Origin of the sequence: Mesorhizobium sp. B2-4-13 (genome assembly GCF_006658535.1) — a bacterium.
GTDB classification, from domain to species: Bacteria; Pseudomonadota; Alphaproteobacteria; order Rhizobiales; family Rhizobiaceae; genus Mesorhizobium; species Mesorhizobium australicum.
Window position 1 is genome coordinate 385,303 of sequence record NZ_VFVB01000004.1, and the last position, 18,579, is coordinate 403,881.

Consider the following 18,579-nt stretch of genomic DNA (forward strand, 5'->3'; position numbering starts at 1 on the left):
CTGAAGCCTGAGAGACTCGCGCAGCCGGAACTCTGTCAGCGGCGCTTACACCTTCGGCGCGGGGGCAAGCCCCGACTTTCCAGAGTGTCTTTCCCGTCTACGGTTCTTTTGCCTGAGAGATTTCGGGCGATTTCCCCTTCGGCGGCAGCTCTCGCTGCTCTCTCCCGCAAACAGGTAGGACTCAGAACCCTGAGCCCTCGACGCGCCATCCATAGCCCGTCGACGACACCTTGTCACCTCCCAGCGACATTGTTCTGACAAGTCTTCGCTAACCACGCCGTTTGCCGGTTTTTCAAGACACTCCTGATAAAGCTGACCGATGTGACGCGTTGGGGCGGACGGGGACGACAGATGGGCGAGTTGATCATGAGTGCTCCGGTGGCGGGGCTGACTTCGAAGAACCGCATTGCTTCAGAGGACGTCGTGATGCTGCGCCGCGACGTGTTCGCCGACGGCGTGGTGAGCCGGGGCGAAGCCGAGGCCTTGTTCGCGCTCAACCAGACGGCGCGGGACAAATGCGCGGAATGGGCGCCGTTCTTCGTCGAGGCGGTCACCGACTACATCGTTCATCAGGAAAAGCCCTTGGGCTACATTTCGGGGGAGAATGCCGACTGGCTGGTCCGCACGATTTCGCGCGACGGCATGGTCGACAGCCGGACCGAACTCGAATTGCTGGTCCATGTGCTGGAAGAGGCGAAATCCTCGCCGAGCCGGCTTTGCGTCTACGCGCTGGAGCAGGTCGCCCACGCCGTCGTCGACGGTAAGGGACCGCTGATGCTCGGCGGCGCGCTGGTGCCCGGACTGATCGCCGGGGCCGAAGTCGAGCTTTTGCGCCGCATCCTCCATGCCCATGGTGGCGACGGCAACATCGCCATCACCCAGGCCGAGGCCGAGGTGCTGTTCAGGATCAACGAGCGGACCGCCCAGGCCAATAACGATCCGTCGTGGAACGACCTGTTCGTCAAGGCGATCGCCAATTTCGTCATGTGCTCGGCCGGTTATGAGGCGCCCACCCGCGAGGTGGCGCTGCGCCAGGAAACTTTCCTCGATCATGCCGATCCGGAAATCGGCGGCTTCTTCAGCCGCATGGTCTCCGGCGGTCTTGCCGGTGTCATCGAGGCCTACCGCTCTCCTGACGACATAGAGACCGAATGGGAGGCCAAGAACAGGGCCGCCGAGGCGCTGGCCCGCCGTGCCGAGACGATCGATGCCTGTGAGGCAAAGTGGCTGGTCGGACATATCGGGGTGAACCGGCCTCTTTACGAGAATGAGCGTGCGCTGCTGACCCTGATCAAGCATGCCTCGCCGGAAATTCATCCGGCGCTGAAGCCGTTGCTCGACAAGGTTGCCTAAGCCCCGCCGTCCGCTGCTATCGTTTTGCAAAGAATGATATTGGAATGGCCTTCGGGCCATCCCGAGAATTCGGCCATACGCTCGAAGCCAGCCTTTTCATAGAGATCTGGTGCCTGGAAGTCGTGGCTGGAGACCCAGATTTTCCTGACACCGCGATCGGCGGCCTCCGCGACAAAGGCGTCTAGCAACTGCCTTGCGTAGCCGCGACCTCGGTGAGCCTCGTCTATCCACATCAAGGTCAGTTCGGACGTGCCCGCCCAGGAATAGCCGGCGGCTACTCCGACCGCGTGTCCCGCACCATCGCGGATGACAAAGGTCAGCCCTCGGTCATCATCGCGGTCGATCATACGTCGGTTATCGCGGTTGAGACGATCCTCGAGCGAACTCAATTCCATGGGGGACAAGTCGTGCTCGGCCCGTATGCGAGGGACCGTCAAATCCCGCCATACCAGTCATAGCCGTTGTCTTCCCAATAGCCGCCCCGGCCGCCGCCGATAGTGGCGAAGCCATCGACCAGTTCGATCTTGTAGAGATATTTCGGCATTTTGTAGCCGAGCTGGCGCTCGACGCGGACACGCAGCGGCGCGCCGTTCTCGACCGGCAGCGGCTTGCCGTTCAGGCCGTAGGCAAGGATCGTTTGCGGATGGCGCGCATCGATGAGGTCGATCGTGCCGTAATATTTGATGTCGCCTGACAGGCTGCGGTCGATCGTGTCGAGGCAATGGAACATGACATAGCGGGCCTGTGGCTTGACCACCGCCTGGTCGAGCAGCAGCGCCAGTGGCGTGCCGGTCCATTTGGCGATGCAACTCCAGCCTTCGACGCAATCGTGTCGGGTGATCTGGGTGCGGCTCGGCATGTTCATGAGCTGCTCGCGGGTGAGTGACAGCGGCTTTTCCACGAGGCCTGACACCTCCAGTCGCCAATCGGCGAAGTTGTTGGCGAGCAGGGCCTTGTAAGCGTCGTCGTCCGGCGCGGTCACGCCGTTCGGCCGCATTGGCTGACGGATATCAGCCTCGGTGAATTCGGGCGCCAGCGAATTGCCGCCGCCGAGCAACCGTTGTGCCTTGTGGGTCAGGCCATTGGCGTTTTCGAGGAAGCTGCGCAGGCCGCTGCCGATGCTGAGCTGGCTGTCGAAGGCGTCGCAGCCCGACAGCATGATGCCGGACGCGCCGAGGCCGGCGGCGGTGAGGAACTTTCGGCGGCTTATCTCAAATTTCGCCATCTCAGGCACTCCTCTCGGACGTTTTGTCGTCATGCACGGGAGGATCAGTGCGGTACCAGCCGGTAATGATCGAGCGCAGTTCGTTGATCGGGCCGGCGGCGAGGATCATCAGGATGTGAATGACGAAGAAGGCGACCAGCAGCACCATGACGGTGAAATGGATGGTGCGTGCCGTCTGCCGGCCACCGGTCAATTCATTGAGGAAGGGCAGCACCGAATTCATGCTCGGCGACATTGCAAGGCCGGTGATGATCATCAGTGGCAAGAGCACGAACAGCACGCCGCCATAGGCCATCTTCTGCAGCGTGTTGTATTCGCGCGTGTGGTGGAATTTCAGCCTGGCGTGGTTGGCGATGTCCCGGGGCAAGCGTTTGAGGTCATCCAGGCGAGGCGCCAGATCGCGGCGGATGTGGCCGTTGATCAGGCTGGCGACGAGCCAGACGATCAAGGTCGTCGTCAATATCCAGGCGAAGAAGAAATGGATCACGCGGGCGGTGCCGAGGTCATAGTAGGACGGGATCGTCGCCCAGGACGGGAAACCGCGCGCCGTCTCGTTACCGGTCGGGCCCGACCAGCCAAGGACGCCTGTCGTGTCGAAGCGGTGGCCGAAGATTTCGGTGTAGCCGCGCGGCCCGGCATTGGTGTTTTCGGCGCCTATGGCGAAAATGGTGTTGTTGTAGTCGAAGCCGGATTGCTTGCCGATGTAGAGCTGCGGCCGGGCATTGAAGATCTGCAGGCCGGACAGCAGCATGAAAAACAACGAGATGGCCCAGAGCCAGTGTGTCAGCCGCGTCCAGCGCGACTGCCGGTAGATCAATGTTTTCTCTTTTGACGCGGGGGCGCCCGGTCCAATTTCGGATTGGCTTCTGGCAACCGATTCCATGTTGTCTGGTCTCCCGGCCTTGCGGCTTGTCCTAAGCGTTCATTGTCCTCTTGATACGTCGCGATCCAAACCGATGTTTCATGCGATCACGGATTTATTACGGACCGCCCAGGCTGACGGCGAGATTGACGGCGGCGGCGACGATGACCGTGTTGAAGAAGAACGACAGGACCGAGTGGACAAGCACGACGCAGCGCATGTGCGTCGTCGAGATGTTGGTGTCGGCGGTCTGCGCCGTCATGCCGATGACGGTAGAGAAATAGAGGAAATCCCAGCCTTCGGGGCGTTTGTCGCCCGGGAACAGCAGGCCGCCGACCGGAATCTTCTTATTGGTGCCGGCGTCGACCGCGTCGCCGTCCATCCAGTAGACATGGGCATAGTGGAGCGCTGCCATGGCATGGATGGTGAACCAGCCGAGCGGGATCGACAGCAGTGCGAAGCCGAGTTCGATCGGGTGATCCCCATCCTTGCGATTGATCAGCAGGAACAGGGAGACAAGGGCAACGCCGACGACAACGAGCGTGACCGCGAAGATCACCAGCACCGGCTGATCGGTGGCGCGTGCATTCTTGCTCAGGTACTTGCCGGTGAATTTGGGCATCTGGCTGACGACAAGAAGGACGTAAGCGGCAAAAAATATGTTGGCGCCGATCGAATAGGCGAGTGGGGCGTGCAGCAGCAGCGCCACAAGCAGCGCAAACGCACCGATACAGGCCGACACCGCGAACAGCATGTGGCGCTGCATCGGTTTCTCGATCGGGGTTTCGGCGGCCATGGCGGTCTCCACCTGGATGGCGCTTTGTTGCTAGCCCGGTGTGGCGGATTTCAGCGCGCGCCGCAAGATGCGGTCAAGTTCACCCAGGAACCGGGAACGATCCTGCGGCGCGAAGCTGGCATTGTAGCCCTTGCTCTCGCCGGTTTCGCGCAAATGCTGTTTGAGGTCCCGCATCGCCACCGCCATGCCGATCGTCTCGGGCGTGAACGGCCGCCCGGTCGGTCCAAGCACATGCGCGCCGAGCGCCACCGTGCGGGCGGCGAGCGGAATGTCCGCCGTCACCACGATGTCGTTGGGCTTGGTGTTCTCGACGATCCAGTCGTCGGCGGCATCGGCACTCTTGGAGACCACGACATTGCGGATCATCGGGTCGCGGGAGGGGCGCAGACCGCCATTGGAGACATAGGTGACGATGACGCCATGGCGCTCGGCGACCTTTTCTACCTCCGCCTTGACCGGGCAGGCGTCGGCGTCGACGTAGATGGCGGGTGCGGGCATTGTCTCTCCGGAAACGAGCAGGGGCCGGAAACATATCCGGCCCCTGCCTGAAATCTCTCGGTCGTCAGGCCGGCAGGGCGCCGGACTTCTTGGCCGTCCAGGTGGCGATATAATCCATCAGGCCCGGATTGAGGCAGTCATAGGGTTCCAGCCCGATTGTCTTCAGCTGGGTGCGAATACCGTCCATGCGGCTTGGGTCGACACCGGATTCAATGATCGAGGAGACGAAGGCGGTGAAGCCCGGAGGCGACCAGCCGTCTTCCTCGAAGCGCTCGGGATGGATGAAGGACAGGCCCTTGAACGGATGGTCGCGCTCGACCGGTCCGTGCATGTGGACGCCGCAGCCGGTGCAGGCATGACGCTGGATCAGCGCCGAGGGGTCGACCACCTTGAGCTTGTCGCCGTTCTCGGTGACGGTGACATCGCCGGTGCCGGCGACGGCGACCACCGAGAATACAGCACCGTCCGGCTTCCAGCATTTGGTGCAGCCGCAGGCATGGTTGTGGGCGATCTGGCCCTTGACCTTCACCTTGACCGGCTTGCTGGTGCAGGCGCAGACCAGCGTGCCGCCGGCAAAGCTGGCGCTCTCCCTGGGCAGCCCATTGTCGATCTTTGGATGCAGTTTCTCCGCCATTTTTTCTCTCCTCCCATGTTTCACCACAGGGGTCGCTGGCCGGATGGCCGGCGGCGTGTGGCTGTCTTTTAGTAAACCACGACACTCCGGATCGATTTGCCCTCATGCATGAGGTCGAATCCCCTGTTGATGTCCTCGAGCTTCAGCGTGTGGGTGATCATCGGGTCGATCTGGATCTTGCCGTCCATGTACCAGTCGACGATCTTCGGCACGTCGGTGCGGCCGCGCGCGCCGCCGAAGGCGGTGCCCATCCAGCTGCGCCCGGTGACCAGTTGGAACGGCCGGGTCGAAATCTCCTGGCCAGCACCGGCGACGCCGATGACGACCGACTTGCCCCAGCCGCGATGTGAGGCCTCGAGTGCCTGGCGCATGACCTTGGTGTTGCCGGTGCAGTCGAATGTGTAGTCGGCGCCGCCGATCTGGTCGGCTCCGCGCTTGGTCATGTTGACGAGATAAGGCACGATGTCGCCGTCGATCTCCTTCGGATTGACGAAATGCGTCATGCCGAATCGCTCGCCCCATTCCTTCTTGTCGTTGTTCAGGTCGACACCGATGATCATGTCGGCGCCGGCAAGCTTCAGGCCCTGGATGACGTTGAGGCCGATGCCGCCGAGGCCGAAGACGACGGCGGTGGCGCCTTGCTCGACCTTGGCGGTGTTGATGACCGCACCAATGCCGGTGGTGACGCCGCAGCCGATGTAGCAGATCTTGTCGAAGGGGGCGTCGGGGTTGACCTTGGCCACCGCGATCTCCGGCAGCACGGTGAAGTTGGAGAAGGTCGAGCAGCCCATGTAGTGGAAGATCTTGTCCTTGCCGATCGAGAAGCGCGACGAGCCGTCCGGCATCAACCCTTGCCCCTGGGTGGCACGGATGGCGGTGCACAGATTGGTCTTCCTCGACAAACACGACGGGCACTGACGGCATTCGGGCGTATAGAGCGGGATGACATGGTCGCCCTTCCTGACCGAGGTGACGCCCTTCCCGACATCGACGACGATGCCGGCGCCCTCATGGCCGAGGATGGCGGGAAACAGGCCTTCGGGATCGGCGCCCGACAGCGTGAATTCGTCGGTGTGGCAGATGCCGGTCGCCTTGATCTCGACCAGCACCTCGCCATCGCGCGGTCCATCAAGGTCGACCTCCATGATCTCCAGCGGCTTTCCGGCGGCGACAGCGACAGCGGCGCGGGTTTTCATCGGGCAATTCCTCCAAAGGCGATTTTGAGCCAAGGTTTCAGGTTTTGAGCTGCTCATCAACTCTCAGATGAGACGAAATCTTGGCTTTCTTGACGCAGATAGCACACCGTCGACAACCAGCCCGGCTCGGCAGGGGAGTGCGACGGAAGCATTGGGAGGGACGCCCGTCATGTCGTCCGCTGCGGCACTTGAGACCTGGCGACATAGTCCATAGAACTGAACCATCTGCCGGAGGGGAATTCTGCCCGCATGTTCACCAAGATCCTGATCGCCAATCGTGGCGAGATCGCCTGCCGCGTCATCAGGACGGCGCGCAAGATGGGCATTGCCACGGTCGCCGTCTATTCCGACGCCGATCGCGATGCCGTGCATGTCGAAATGGCCGACGAGGCGGTGCATATCGGGCCGTCGCCTGCCGCGCAGAGCTACCTCGTTCCTGAAAAGATCATCGCGGCCTGCAAGGCGACGGGCGCTCAGGCCGTGCACCCCGGCTATGGCTTCCTGTCCGAGCGAGCCGCGTTCTGCGAAGCCCTGGAAGCGGAAGGCATCGTCTTCATCGGGCCGAAGCCCAAGGCCATCAAGGCGATGGGCGACAAGATCGAGTCGAAGAAATTCGCCAACGCCGCCGAGGTTTCGACGGTTCCGGGTTGGCTCGGCGTCATCGAGAATGCCGATCACGCCGAAAAGATCGCCGGCGAGATCGGCTATCCCGTGATGATCAAGGCCTCGGCCGGTGGCGGTGGCAAAGGCATGCGCATCGCCTGGGACCAGTCGGAAGTACGCGACGGATTTGACCGGGCGCGCTCGGAAGCCAAGAGTTCGTTCGGCGACGACCGTGTCTTCATCGAAAAGTTCGTGGTCGACCCGCGTCACGTCGAAATCCAGGTGCTGGCCGACGGGCATGGCAACGCGCTCTATCTTGGCGAACGCGAATGCTCGATCCAGCGCCGCAACCAGAAGGTGGCGGAAGAGGCGCCATCGCCCTTCCTCGATGCCAGGACGCGCAAGGCGATGGGCGAGCAGTCGGTGGCGTTGGCCAGGGCTGTCGACTACCAGAGCGCCGGCACCGTCGAGTTCATCGTCGACAAGGACAAGAACTTCTATTTCCTTGAAATGAATACACGATTGCAGGTTGAGCATCCGGTGACCGAACTCGTCACCGGCATCGATCTGGTCGAGCAGATGATCCGCGTCGCCGCCGGCGAAGAGCTCGCCATCAAGCAGAGCGACATCAAGCTGAACGGCTGGGCGGTGGAAAGCCGGCTCTACGCCGAGGATCCCTATCGCAATTTCCTGCCCTCGATCGGCCGGCTGACACGCTACCGGCCACCCGAGGAAGGCCGCTTCGGCGATGTCGTCATCCGCAACGACACCGGTGTCACCGAAGGCTCGGAAATCTCCATGTTCTACGATCCGATGCTGGCCAAGCTGTGCACCTGGGCGCCGACTCGGCTCGAGGCCATCGACGCCATGTCGGAAGCGCTGGACAGCTTTGTCGTCGACGGCATCGAGCACAACATACCGTTCCTGGCGGCGCTGATGCAGCATCCACGCTGGCGGGAAGGGGCGATATCGACCGGCTTCATCGCGGAGGAATATCCCGACGGTTTTGCCCCCGTCGTGCCGAACAGCGAGGAAAAAGCCGTTCTGGCATCGATCGTCACGGCCGTGGAACTGCTGCGCCGCGACCGTCTCGACCGGCTGGGCGGGCGGCTGGCGCCGCATTCGGGAGCGCTCAAGCGCGACTGGGTGGTGAAGATCGGCGAAGAGTATTTGTCGGCGTCGATCCTCGAAGGCATGATTTTCATCCCGATGGAAATGGACCTGTCCATCGATGGCGGCAAGGCGCTGACCGTTTCGTCCGATTGGCGGCCCGGCGATCTCATCTGGCGCGGCACTGTCGGCAAGCGCAGGGTTGCCGCCCAGATCCGTTCTGTCGCCAATGGCCTCCGCATCGCCTGGAAAGGCATGTCGGTGACCGCGCGCGCCATGCTGCCGCGCACCGCCGAATTGGAAAGGCTGATGCCGGAGAAAATAGCGCCGGACACGTCGAAACTGCTGCTCTGCCCGATGCCGGGCCTCGTCGTGTCGATCGCCGTTGTCGAAGGCCAGGAGGTCAAGGCGGGCGAGACGCTGGCCGTGGTCGAGGCGATGAAGATGGAAAACGTTCTGCGCGCCGAGCGCGACCTCGTCGTGGCGAAACTCAACGCCAAGCCGGGCGACAGCCTTGCCGTCGACGCGGTGATCATGGAATTCGCCTGAACGGCTGGAAGCCTGTGGGTCGGTAGTCGTTTGTGCTGGACTGGTATCGCCCGGTCCCGGACAATACATCTCCATCGACTCAAGTCTTACGGACAGCGCGAGAAACCATGGCGGATGAGAGACTTCCACGCGATCCCCTGAAGCGCGAGGCCGCGATCGCGGCCGCGCGGCCGGAGGTGCCGGCGCGGCCGTTCGTCCATCTGCGCGTGCACTCGGCCTATTCGCTGCTGGAAGGCGCGCTGCAACTCGGCAAGATCGTCGGCCATGCCGTCAAGGACGAAGCGCCAGCGATCGCGGTGACCGACACCAACAATTTGTTCGGCGCCTTGGAGTTCGCCCAGAAGGCGGTGAAGGATGGCATCCAGCCGATCATCGGCTGCCAGATCGCGCTCGCCTTTTCCGGCGAAAACAGCGACGGCCAGCGTGACCGCCGCCGGCAAGGTCCCGATATGCGGCCCGTCGTGCTGATCGCGGCGACCGAAGCCGGCTATTCCAATCTGGTCCGGCTGGTCAGCCGTGTTTACCTTGAAACACCGCCCGGCGAGGCGGTGCACCTGACCACCGAAATGATGGACGGCCAATGTGACGGCCTGATTTGTCTTAGTGGCGGGCCGCGCGGCCCGATCGGCATGGCCCTGAAGGAAGATCGCCGCGATCTTGCCGAAGCGCGGCTGGTAACGCTCAAGGCGATGTTCGGCGACCGGCTCTATGTCGAGCTGGACCGGGTTTCGGGGTACGACCGGATGATCGAGAAATCCTCGATCGATCTCGCCTATGCCCATGAATTGCCGCTGGTTGCCACCAACGAGGCCTTCTTCTCGTCGCGCGACGAGTATGAGGCGCATGATGCGTTGATCGCCATCGCCGAGGGGTCGGTTGTCGCCGTCGACACCCGCCGCCGGCTGTCGCCGGACAATTTCCTGCGCAGTCAGGCCGATATGGCGAAATTGTTCGCCGACCTGCCTGAAGCCATCGACAACACTGTCGAGATCGCGCTGCGCTGCTCCTACTATCCAAAAACCCGCAGTCCGATCCTGCCGCGTTTCACGGGCGGCGATACCTCCGACAAGGACGCCGCCGAAAAGGCCGAGGCCGAGGAACTGGCCCGTCAGGCGCGCGAGGGGCTTGATGCACGGCTCGCCTTGCACGGACCGACACCGGGCTACACGGTCGAGCAGTATCGTGAGAGGCTCGAATTCGAGCTTGGCATCATCGAGAAGATGAAATTCCCCGGCTACTTCCTGATCGTTGCCGACTTCATCAAATGGGCCAAGGCGCAAGGCATTCCGGTCGGGCCGGGGCGTGGTTCGGGCGCCGGTTCGCTGGTTGCCTATTCGACCACCATCACCGACATCGACCCGCTGCGTTTCTCGCTGCTGTTCGAACGCTTCCTCAATCCGGACCGCGTGTCGATGCCCGATTTCGACATCGATTTCTGCCAGGACCGCCGCGAGGAGGTGATCCGCTACGTCCAGCAGAAATACGGCCGCGACCAGGTCGGCCAGATCATCACTTTCGGTACGCTGCAGGCGCGCGCCGTGCTGCGCGACGTCGGCCGCGTGCTGCAGATGCCGTACGGCCAGGTCGACAAGCTGTCGAAAATGGTGCCGCAGAACCCGGCCAATCCGGTCAAGCTCGCCGATGCCATCGCCAACGAGCCGCGCTTTGCCGAGGAGGCCGAGAAAGAGCCGATCGTGCAGACGCTGCTCGACATGGCGCAGAAACTGGAGGGCCTCTACCGCCACGCCTCGACGCACGCCGCCGGCATCGTCATTGGCGACAGACCGTTGTCGGAACTGGTGCCGATGTACCGCGATCCGCGTTCGGACATGCCTGTCACCCAGTTCAACATGAAATATGTCGAGCAGGCGGGGTTAGTGAAGTTCGACTTCCTCGGCCTGAAGACGCTGACGGTGCTGGAGACGGCCGTCAAGTTGATCCGCCGGCGCGGCATCGACATCGATCTGGCGACCATCCCGCTCGACGACCCCGAGACCTATGCGATGCTGTCGCGCGGCGAGGTGGTCGGCGTGTTCCAGGTGGAAAGTGCCGGCATGCGCAAGGCGCTGATCGGCATGCGGCCCGACTGCATCGAGGACATCATCGCGCTGGTTGCCCTCTACCGGCCGGGACCGATGGAGAACATCCCGACCTACAACGCCAGAAAGCATGGCGAGGAGGAGATGGCCTCGATCCATCCCAAGATCGACCATCTTGTGAAGGAGACGCAAGGCGTCATCGTCTACCAGGAACAGGTGATGCAGATCGCGCAGGAGCTGTCCGGCTATTCGCTTGGCGAAGCCGACCTTCTGCGGCGCGCCATGGGCAAGAAGATCCGCGCCGAGATGGACAAGCAGCGCGAACGCTTTGTCTCCGGCGCGGTCGAGCGCGGCGTCGCAAAGCCGCAAGCCGACTTCATTTTCGACCTGCTGGCAAAGTTCGCCGACTACGGTTTCAACAAGTCTCATGCGGCCGCCTACGCTGTCGTCTCCTACCAGACCGCCTATCTCAAGGCGCATTATCCGGTCGAGTTCCTGGCAGCGTCGATGACGCTCGACATGGGCAACACCGACAAGCTCGCCGACTTCCGCCAGGATGCGCTGCGCCTCGGCATCGAAGTCCTGGCGCCCTCGGTGATGACGAGTTTCCGTGCCTTCGAGGTCGGGGAGAACCGGATCTATTATTCGATGGCCGCGCTGAAGGGCGTCGGCGATGCCGCGGTGGAGCACATCGTCGCCGTTCGCGGCGAAAAGCCGTTCAAGAGCCTGGCCGATTTCTGCGAGAGGGTCGACCCGAAGATCGTCGGCAAACGGGTTTTCGAAAGCCTGATCATGGCCGGCGCGCTCGACTGCTTCGGCCACGACCGCGCCCAGATGTTGGCCGGCGTCGAGCGGATGATGGGGCTGGCGTCGCTCGCCCAGCAGAACGCCGTTTCGGGTCAGGCCGACATCTTCGGCGCCTCGCTCGGCGCACAGTCGCAGGCGCTCAATCTGCCGGCGACCGATCCGTGGCTCGCTGCCGACCGCCTGCACCGCGAGTTCCAGGTCGTCGGCTTCTATCTCTCGGCGCATCCGCTCGACGAGTACAAGGCGGCGCTGCAGAAGATGCGGGTGCAGAACTGGGCGGAGTTCTCCGCCGCCGTCAAGCGCGGTGCTTCCGCCGGCCGGCTTGCCGGCACCGTTACCAGCAAGCAGGAGCGCAAGACGCGCACCGGCAACAAGATGGGCGTGGTGGCCTTTTCGGACACCTCCGGCCAATACGAGGCCGTATTGTTTTCAGAAGGTTTGGCCCAGTATCGCGACCTCCTCGAAGCCGGCCGCTCGGTTGTCATCACTGTCGCGGCGGAGGACAGGCCCGAGGGCGTCAACCTGCGCATCAACTCCGTGCAATCGCTGGAGGACGAGGCAAGCCGCATCCAGAAGGCGCTGCGCATCTTCGTCAGGAACGATGGACCTGCCTCGATGATCCAATCCCAACTCACGCAGCGGGGTGAAAGCCAGGTGAGCATCATCGTGATCAAGGAAGAGGCGCAGGGCGAGGTCGAGATCGCTCTGCAAGGCGGCTATCGCGTCTCGCCACAGATCGCCTCGGCAATGCGCGCCGTGCCGGGCGTGATTGAAGTGGAACTGGTGTGATCTGCGCGCTTACCAGGCGGCACTCCGCGGGCCGGCACCGGCTGCTCATGCCAGCATGAAGGCCAAGGAGAGGCGTCCATCGCAGAACCTTTCCGCGACGGCGCGATTACGCGACAGGCTGCGCAGGCTCTATCACGGACGCTCGCCGGCCGCGTTCCGGTTCCAACTGGTGGCTGTCATCATCGACCTCGCCATCATCGCTTTTTTCATCGCCACCCCGGTCATCCAGCAGTCGCCCTCGTTTCTGTGGCTAGACTATGCCGTGGCGGCTCTCGTCGCCGCCGATCTGATTGCCAGGCTGCTCGCCTCCAACGACATGCTGCGCCTGACGAAGCAGCCGACCTTTTGGGTGGATGCCTTCATCCTTCTGACGCTGCTGATGCCGACGGCTCTCGCGAGCCTCGGCTTTCTGCGCATCCTGCGGCTATGGTCGCTGTCGCGCAGCGGTTCGATCTGGCGGCATTTCGAGATGCGTGGCCTGCGGCCCTGGCGCGAGGCAAGCCACGCGGTGATCAACCTTTTGACCTTTCTCTTTGTCATCACGGGCTTCGTCTACACGTTCTTTTTTCGCAACGGAGCCGGACTGGAAAACTACATCGACGCGCTTTACTTCACCGTCGCGACCGTGACGACGACAGGCTTCGGAGACATCGTGCTGCCGGGCATCGCCGGCAAGCTGACGGCGATCGTAACCATGATCATCGGCATATCGCTGTTCGTCAGGCTGGCGCAGGCGATCTTTCGGCCGGCCAAGGTGTTCTTTCCCTGTCCGCAATGCGGGTTGCAGCGTCACGAGCCGGACGCCGTACACTGCAAGGCGTGCGGACACGTGCTCAACATTCCAGACGAAGGGAACTGACTGGCAACGCTATGACGCCGCGACTTCTGCCGGCTTGACTGCCTTGCGCTGCAAGTTGAGCAGATTGCCCATCAGGATCAGCAATGCACCGCCAGCGGTGAAGGCGTCGATCTGCTCGCTGTAAAGCAGCCAGCCGATGAGCGCCGACAACGGTACACGCAGGAAATCCATCGGCGAAATGACGGTGGCGTCGGCATAGCCAAGCGCACGGGCCATGCAAAAATGCGACGACATGCCGGTGAAGGCGATCAGCACGATCCATGGCCACAGTTCCAGCGGCGGGTTGCGCCACTCGTAAAGGGCTGGAACGAGGCCGACCACCGACTGGATGATCAGCATCCAGAAGATAATGCGCACGACGCTGTCCGTCCGCGTCAGCGACTTGACCAGGACCACCGAGATGCCGAAGCAAACCGCGGCGCCGAGCACGATGAGATGGCCCGGATCGACCGAGCCCACACCGGGGCGAACGATGATTACCACCCCGATCAGGCCCAGCACGATCGCGGCAAGCTTTGGCCGGGACAACCTTTCACCAAGAAAGGTCACCGCCAGGATAGCCGTCCAGATCGGTGTGGTGAATTCGATCGAAATCAGCACGGCCAACGGAATCAAGGTCAATGCGTAGAGCCATGCCGCCTGCCCGGTATAGTGGATGACGTTTCTGGCGATATGAGCGACGGGCCGCTGCGTGCGCATCGCCGCGAAGCCGCCGCTCATCATCACCAGCGGCAGCAGAATGAAGAACCCGATGACCGAGCGCAGTTCCAGCACCTGGAAGACGTTGAGCTCGGCGGTCGTGGCGCGGCCGGCGACCGACATCGCCAGGAACGAGGCGATCGACAGCGCCATCCAGAAAGCGGCCTTGGGGATCGAGGGGGTAGGTGCCATGTCAGCTATCTCGCAAGCCGGGGTTTTTGCCGCAACCACTAGCCGCCGCATTTGACTGGGCCAGAGATATTGGCGCGACGTTGCAAAACAGCCCTGTCGCGGGCGGAACCTGACATGGCAAGCCGCGTTGAGTCGCGATGTCCGCTTGAGCATCACCGATCGCCGTTCCACCCGTCACAAGGAGACCTTCGATGACATTACTCACGCGGTTTGTGCTTGCCGGGTGCCTGGCCGTCGCGGCCACAGCCGCGCATGCGGACGAGAGCAAATTTCTCCAATCCTTCAAGGGCAATTTCGCCGGCAAGGGAACCGTTCAGGTGACGACGCAGGCGCCAACGGTCAGCGTTTCCTGCACGTTCAAATCGAATGCGACATCGTCTTCGCTGTCCCTCGACGGCAACTGCCGCGGCCTGATCCTGGTGACACGCGCCATCAGTGCTCGCCTGAAGACCAGCGGCGCCAAATACAGCGGTGTCTATGTGGGATCGCGCACCGGACCGGCGCAGTTGAACGGAAGCCGTTCCGGCAATGCGATAAACCTCGCCATCCGCTGGGCCAAGGAGGTCAATGGCGACCGCGCCGCGCAGCTTACCGTGCAGAAAAACGGTGCGGACGGCATAGTCTTGACCGTGGTCGACCGCGATCCCAAGACCGGCAAGAGCGTGGTGACCAGCCGCATCGATCTTCGACGCAGCTGATCGGGTTCAATCTTCCAGCGGCTCCGGCGGATGGGCGTCGCGGCCCTTGCCGAAGGTGTAGCCGGTTTGCACCGCCTTGCGGCCGAACTTGTCGCGTAGCGCATCGATGGCGCCTTCGGCCATGGCGCGCTTGCGCGACTGCACATCGACCAAATCCGGCGGGTCGGCCTTGTCGTCGTCGGAGAGGTCGCTGACGCCGATGCCGAGCAATCGGAATTTCGTTCCGTCGGTCTCCTTGCGAAGAAGTTCCACGCCGGTCGAAAAGATGCGGTCGGCGAGCCGGGTCGGGTCGCCGAGCTGACGGTTGCGCGTGCGCAGCCTGAAGTCCTGGGTCTTCAGCTTCAGCACCACGGTGCGCCCGGCGATGCCTGATTTCTTCAGCCTCGCCGAGACTTTTTCCGAAAGGCCCCTCAGCACCGAGACAAGCTCGTCCAGTGAGGCGATATCGGTGTCGAAAGTGGTTTCGGCCGATACGCTCTTTGCGTCCTGGTCGGGGTCGACGCGGCGGACATCCTCACCGCGCGAAAGCCGGTAGAGCCGTTCGCCCATCACCCCATAGCGGCGCATCAGGTCGCCACGCTCCATCTTCTGGAGCTGGCCGATGGTGCGGATGCCATCCTGTTCCAGCGTGGCATTGAACGCCTTGCCGACGCCCCAGATCATGGTCACCGGCTGCGTGGCCAGAAAGCCGACCGCCTCCGCCTCGCCGATGACGGAAAAGCCGCGCGGTTTGCGGAAATCGGACGCTATCTTGGCGAGGAATTTGCAATAGGACAGGCCTGATGAAACGGTGATGCCGATCTCCTTCTCCACCGCCAGCGAAAAGCGCGCCAGCACCACGGCCGGTGGCAGTCCGTGCAGGCGCTCGGTGCCGGCGAGGTCGAGGAAGGCCTCATCGATCGACAACGGCTCGACCAGCGGTGTCAAAGCCTGCATCATGGCGCGCACCTCGCGGCCGACGGCCACGTACTTTTCCATGTTGGGCGCGATCACGACCGCCTCCGGGCAGGCCTCGAGCGCCTTGAACATCGGCATGGCGGAGCGCACGCCGCGGATGCGAGCGATGTAGCAGGCGGTGGAGACGACACCGCGCTTGCCGCCGCCGATGATCAGCGGCTTGTCCTTGAGCGCAGGGTTGTCGCGCTTTTCGATGGCCGCGTAGAAGGCGTCGCAATCGATATGGGCGAGGTGCAGCCGATAAAGCTCGGGATGGCGCGCAAGGCGAGGGCTGCCGCAGCGTTCGCAACGGCGCGTTTCACTGCGCTGAAAGGTCAGGCAGTCACGACAAAAACCGTGGTCGGGATTGTTGACAGGGGCCGCCATCACTGCGAACATAAAGAGAACAAAACCAATGGTACGACAGCGCAAGGCCAGCGACAAGCCTGGCCTGGGGAGAACGCATGAGCACGACCGTAGTGCCGCTGGCGCCAGAGCTCTGGCCTGAATTCGAGGACCTTTTCGGCAAGCAGGGCGCCTGCTACGGCTGCTGGTGTACGCATTTCCGGCTGGCGCCGGCGGCGCGGCGCGAGAGCAGCCGTGAACGCAACAAGGATCACATCAAGGCGCGCATCGAGGCCGGCCCGCCGCCCGGCCTGCTGGCTTTCGAGGACGATAAGGCGGTCGGCTGGATGCAGATCGGGCCACGCGCCGACGTGCCCGAGTGGAACAACAAGGGCAGGGGCTCGGCGCCGATCGATCCCGCCGACGCGTCCGATCCGGCCGTTTGGGCGATCTCGTGCTTTTTCATCCGCGCCAAGGCGCGCGGCAGGGGCATCACCCACCGCCTCGTCGAAGGCGGCATCGAGTTCGCCCGCAGGAACGGGGCGCGACTCGTAGAGGCCTGCCCGATCGACCTGTCGCGCGATTCGCGTTCGATCGGCCTGTTTGTCGGGTCATCGGGGGTGTTCGAGAAAGCCGGGTTCGAAAGGCTTGTGGAGCGCAAGGCCGGTCGGCCGCTGATGCGGCTGGTGTTGAAGCCGATTGCCTGACTGTCATCGTCTTGCGGTCGCGATGGTATTTCCCTACCAGAGATACGAAACCATTTTTGCCTTTTTGACGAACGGAGAATTCCCGTGAACCGTATGCTGCCTATTGCCTTTACCGCGTTCCTGCTGAGCGCGCCTGCTTTCGGCCAGACCGTCGACAGTCAGGGCGCCAAGCAGTTGTCCGATGATCTGTCGCGCTATGTCGGCAAACAGGCGCTCGACAAGGGCATCCTGAAGGTTTCGGCCGAAGGCGCCGCCTACAAGATCGTGGTCGATTTCAAGGCGCTGGCCAGCAGCTTTCCCGACGAGAAGCTGGTGAAATTCGACTTTGCGCCCTATGCCCTGCTGGTCAAGCCGCGCAGCGACGGGTCCTGGGATGTCTCGATGGATTTTTCGCAGAGCGCCTCCTTTGAATTCAACGGCCCTCAGGGAAAGCAGAGCACGCAGTTCTCGATCAAGGATGGCAAGGGCAACGGCGTCTACGACCCCAAGTTGGCGGCCTTCACCAGCGCCACGAGCTCGATGGCCGGGATGACGATGTCGTCGCAGGACGCCAAGCAAAAGATGGATGTGACCGCCGGTGCCGGCACCGTGACGCTTTCCGCGACCAAGGCGACCAATGGCGGCGTTGATTTCACGACGTCGCAAAAGATTTCGAACTTCGTGGAAGCGATAAAATTCAACGATGCCGAGAGCGGGCTGAATTTTCCCGTCACCGTGAAGTCGCCGGAATTTTCCGTGGAGGCCAGCGGCAAGGGCGTGCAGACCAAGCCTCTGCTCGATCTCCTGGCGTTTGCCGTGGCCAATGAGGACGAGAAGACGCTGAAGGCAAACCAGGCGCAGCTCAAGTCGCTTCTGCTTGCAGCGCTTCCGGTGTGGGAGCGTATCGACGGAACCTATGGCTTCAAGGACTTCGCGGTCGACAGCCCTATCGGCACGTTCGGAGCAACCCAGTTCGGCATAGCGTTCGGTTCCGACGGCGTCGCCCAGAACGGAAAGGTCAGCTATGGCATCAAGGCTTCGGGGCTGACCGTGCCGCAGCAGCTTTTGCCGAGCTGGAGCGTGGCGCTGCTGCCCACCGATATCGACCTGAATTTCGGCGGCGCCAACATCGATCTCGACAGCATGGCAAAGAAGGCCATCGAAGCCTTTGATCTCAACCAGGATCCGCCGCTGCCGGCCGAGTTCGGCGACCAGCTCAAAGCCGAATTCCTGGCCAAGACGCCGAAGGTCGTCATCGGCCACAGTACCGTGAAGAACAAGGACATGGAGATCGCACTGGAAGGCGAGATGACAAGCTTCGGCCAGAAACCCGACGCAAATCTCACTGTCGACGTCGCTGGCTTCGACAAGATCATGGAGCATCTGCAGGAAGCGGCGAAGGCGGAGCCGGAAGTCGGGCAGTACGTGCCTGTCGCTCTCATGGCGAAGGGTTTTGCCAAGACGCTGCCGGACGGCAAGCTGGAATGGGCTATCAACACCAAGGCCGACGGCTCGGTCACCGTCAACGGCGTCATGCTGAAGCCCGCCGACCCGGCGGTGGACGATAGCGTCGACGACGGTGACGGTTCGGACGATGAGAGCGGCGGCGATAATGGCGGTAGCGATAACGGCGGCGGCGCTAACGGCGGGGCAGGGGCGAAGCTCAATCCTTGAGTGTTCTGCCCTTGAGCAAATCCGGAACA

General features: G+C 62.6%; 16 protein-coding genes and 1 riboswitch. Of the genes, 7 read left to right on the plus strand and 9 right to left on the minus strand.

The window, feature by feature from the left end:
• Window positions 1-90 precede the first annotated feature (90 nt).
• Window positions 91-177: riboswitch (glycine riboswitch) on the minus strand.
• 174 nt (window positions 178-351) lie between these two features.
• Window positions 352-1,353, plus strand: a complete 1,002-nt coding sequence (locus FJ936_RS13805) for a hypothetical protein (protein WP_140790995.1) — start codon at window positions 352-354, stop codon at window positions 1,351-1,353.
• Here the strand turns inward: FJ936_RS13805 and FJ936_RS13810 are convergent.
• The 7 genes from FJ936_RS13810 to FJ936_RS13840 form a co-directional block, all read right to left on the minus strand.
• Complete coding sequence (locus tag FJ936_RS13810) at window positions 1,350-1,748, minus strand: GNAT family N-acetyltransferase (protein WP_015317605.1); 399 nt, start codon at window positions 1,746-1,748, stop codon at window positions 1,350-1,352. The two genes, FJ936_RS13805 and FJ936_RS13810, sit on opposite strands and share 4 nt — an antisense overlap.
• Before the next feature lie 38 nt (window positions 1,749-1,786).
• Window positions 1,787-2,578 carry a molybdopterin-binding protein gene (locus FJ936_RS13815; RefSeq protein ID WP_140616171.1) on the minus strand — a complete coding sequence of 264 codons (792 nt, stop codon included), beginning with the start codon at window positions 2,576-2,578 and terminating at the stop codon, window positions 1,787-1,789.
• Between the two features lies 1 nt (window position 2,579).
• Window positions 2,580-3,461 (minus strand): cytochrome b/b6 domain-containing protein, encoded by an 882-nt coding sequence (locus FJ936_RS13820; protein WP_015317607.1) that lies wholly within the window; start codon window positions 3,459-3,461, stop codon window positions 2,580-2,582.
• A 97-nt stretch (window positions 3,462-3,558) separates the two neighbouring features.
• Entirely contained in the window at window positions 3,559-4,236 is a 678-nt protein-coding gene (locus tag FJ936_RS13825; RefSeq protein WP_140723599.1) for a DUF1345 domain-containing protein, read from the minus strand.
• Between the two features lie 30 nt (window positions 4,237-4,266).
• On the minus strand, window positions 4,267-4,734 hold the full coding sequence (locus FJ936_RS13830; RefSeq protein ID WP_140790992.1) for a YaiI/YqxD family protein: 468 nt from the start codon (window positions 4,732-4,734) through the stop codon (window positions 4,267-4,269).
• Window positions 4,735-4,798: 64 nt separating this feature from the next.
• Window positions 4,799-5,368 carry an S-(hydroxymethyl)glutathione synthase gene (gene gfa / locus FJ936_RS13835; protein WP_140873690.1) on the minus strand — a complete coding sequence of 190 codons (570 nt, stop codon included), beginning with the start codon at window positions 5,366-5,368 and terminating at the stop codon, window positions 4,799-4,801.
• A gap of 68 nt (window positions 5,369-5,436) precedes the next feature.
• Window positions 5,437-6,564, minus strand: coding sequence for an S-(hydroxymethyl)glutathione dehydrogenase/class III alcohol dehydrogenase (locus tag FJ936_RS13840; RefSeq protein WP_140793377.1), 1,128 nt, complete (start codon window positions 6,562-6,564; stop codon window positions 5,437-5,439).
• A 249-nt stretch (window positions 6,565-6,813) separates the two neighbouring features.
• On the opposite strand from FJ936_RS13840, the gene FJ936_RS13845 reads away from it, so the two are divergent.
• The 3 genes from FJ936_RS13845 to FJ936_RS13855 all read left to right on the plus strand — a co-directional run bounded on the left by FJ936_RS13845 (window position 6,814) and on the right by FJ936_RS13855 (window position 13,320).
• Window positions 6,814-8,826, plus strand: coding sequence for an acetyl/propionyl/methylcrotonyl-CoA carboxylase subunit alpha (locus tag FJ936_RS13845; RefSeq protein ID WP_140793375.1), 2,013 nt, complete (start codon window positions 6,814-6,816; stop codon window positions 8,824-8,826).
• A gap of 107 nt (window positions 8,827-8,933) precedes the next feature.
• Window positions 8,934-12,461, plus strand: coding sequence for a DNA polymerase III subunit alpha (gene dnaE / locus FJ936_RS13850; protein WP_140793373.1), 3,528 nt, complete (start codon window positions 8,934-8,936; stop codon window positions 12,459-12,461).
• A gap of 55 nt (window positions 12,462-12,516) precedes the next feature.
• A complete protein-coding gene (locus FJ936_RS13855) occupies window positions 12,517-13,320 on the plus strand; it encodes a potassium channel family protein (protein ID WP_140661174.1) in 804 nt (267 codons plus the stop codon).
• Window positions 13,321-13,329: 9 nt separating this feature from the next.
• On the opposite strand, the gene FJ936_RS13860 is transcribed toward FJ936_RS13855, so the two are convergent.
• Window positions 13,330-14,211: a DMT family transporter gene (locus tag FJ936_RS13860; RefSeq protein WP_140661175.1), complete on the minus strand. Its 882-nt coding sequence runs from the start codon at window positions 14,209-14,211 to the stop codon at window positions 13,330-13,332.
• Window positions 14,212-14,402: 191 nt separating this feature from the next.
• On the opposite strand from FJ936_RS13860, the gene FJ936_RS13865 reads away from it, so the two are divergent.
• A complete protein-coding gene (locus tag FJ936_RS13865) occupies window positions 14,403-14,909 on the plus strand; it encodes a hypothetical protein (protein ID WP_015317615.1) in 507 nt (168 codons plus the stop codon).
• Between the two features lie 6 nt (window positions 14,910-14,915).
• On the opposite strand, the gene FJ936_RS13870 is transcribed toward FJ936_RS13865, so the two are convergent.
• The gene (locus FJ936_RS13870; RefSeq protein ID WP_140793371.1) at window positions 14,916-16,244 is read right to left on the minus strand and encodes a DNA polymerase IV; all 1,329 of its coding nucleotides are present in this window, start codon (window positions 16,242-16,244) and stop codon (window positions 14,916-14,918) included.
• A 65-nt stretch (window positions 16,245-16,309) separates the two neighbouring features.
• Here FJ936_RS13870 and FJ936_RS13875 point away from each other — a divergent pair, with 65 nt between their 5' ends.
• Both FJ936_RS13875 and FJ936_RS13880 read left to right on the plus strand, forming a co-directional pair.
• The gene (locus tag FJ936_RS13875; RefSeq protein ID WP_140793369.1) at window positions 16,310-16,897 is read left to right on the plus strand and encodes a GNAT family N-acetyltransferase; all 588 of its coding nucleotides are present in this window, start codon (window positions 16,310-16,312) and stop codon (window positions 16,895-16,897) included.
• Between the two features lie 93 nt (window positions 16,898-16,990).
• Window positions 16,991-18,550, plus strand: coding sequence for a hypothetical protein (locus FJ936_RS13880; protein ID WP_140793382.1), 1,560 nt, complete (start codon window positions 16,991-16,993; stop codon window positions 18,548-18,550).
• Window positions 18,551-18,579: the final 29 nt, after the last annotated feature.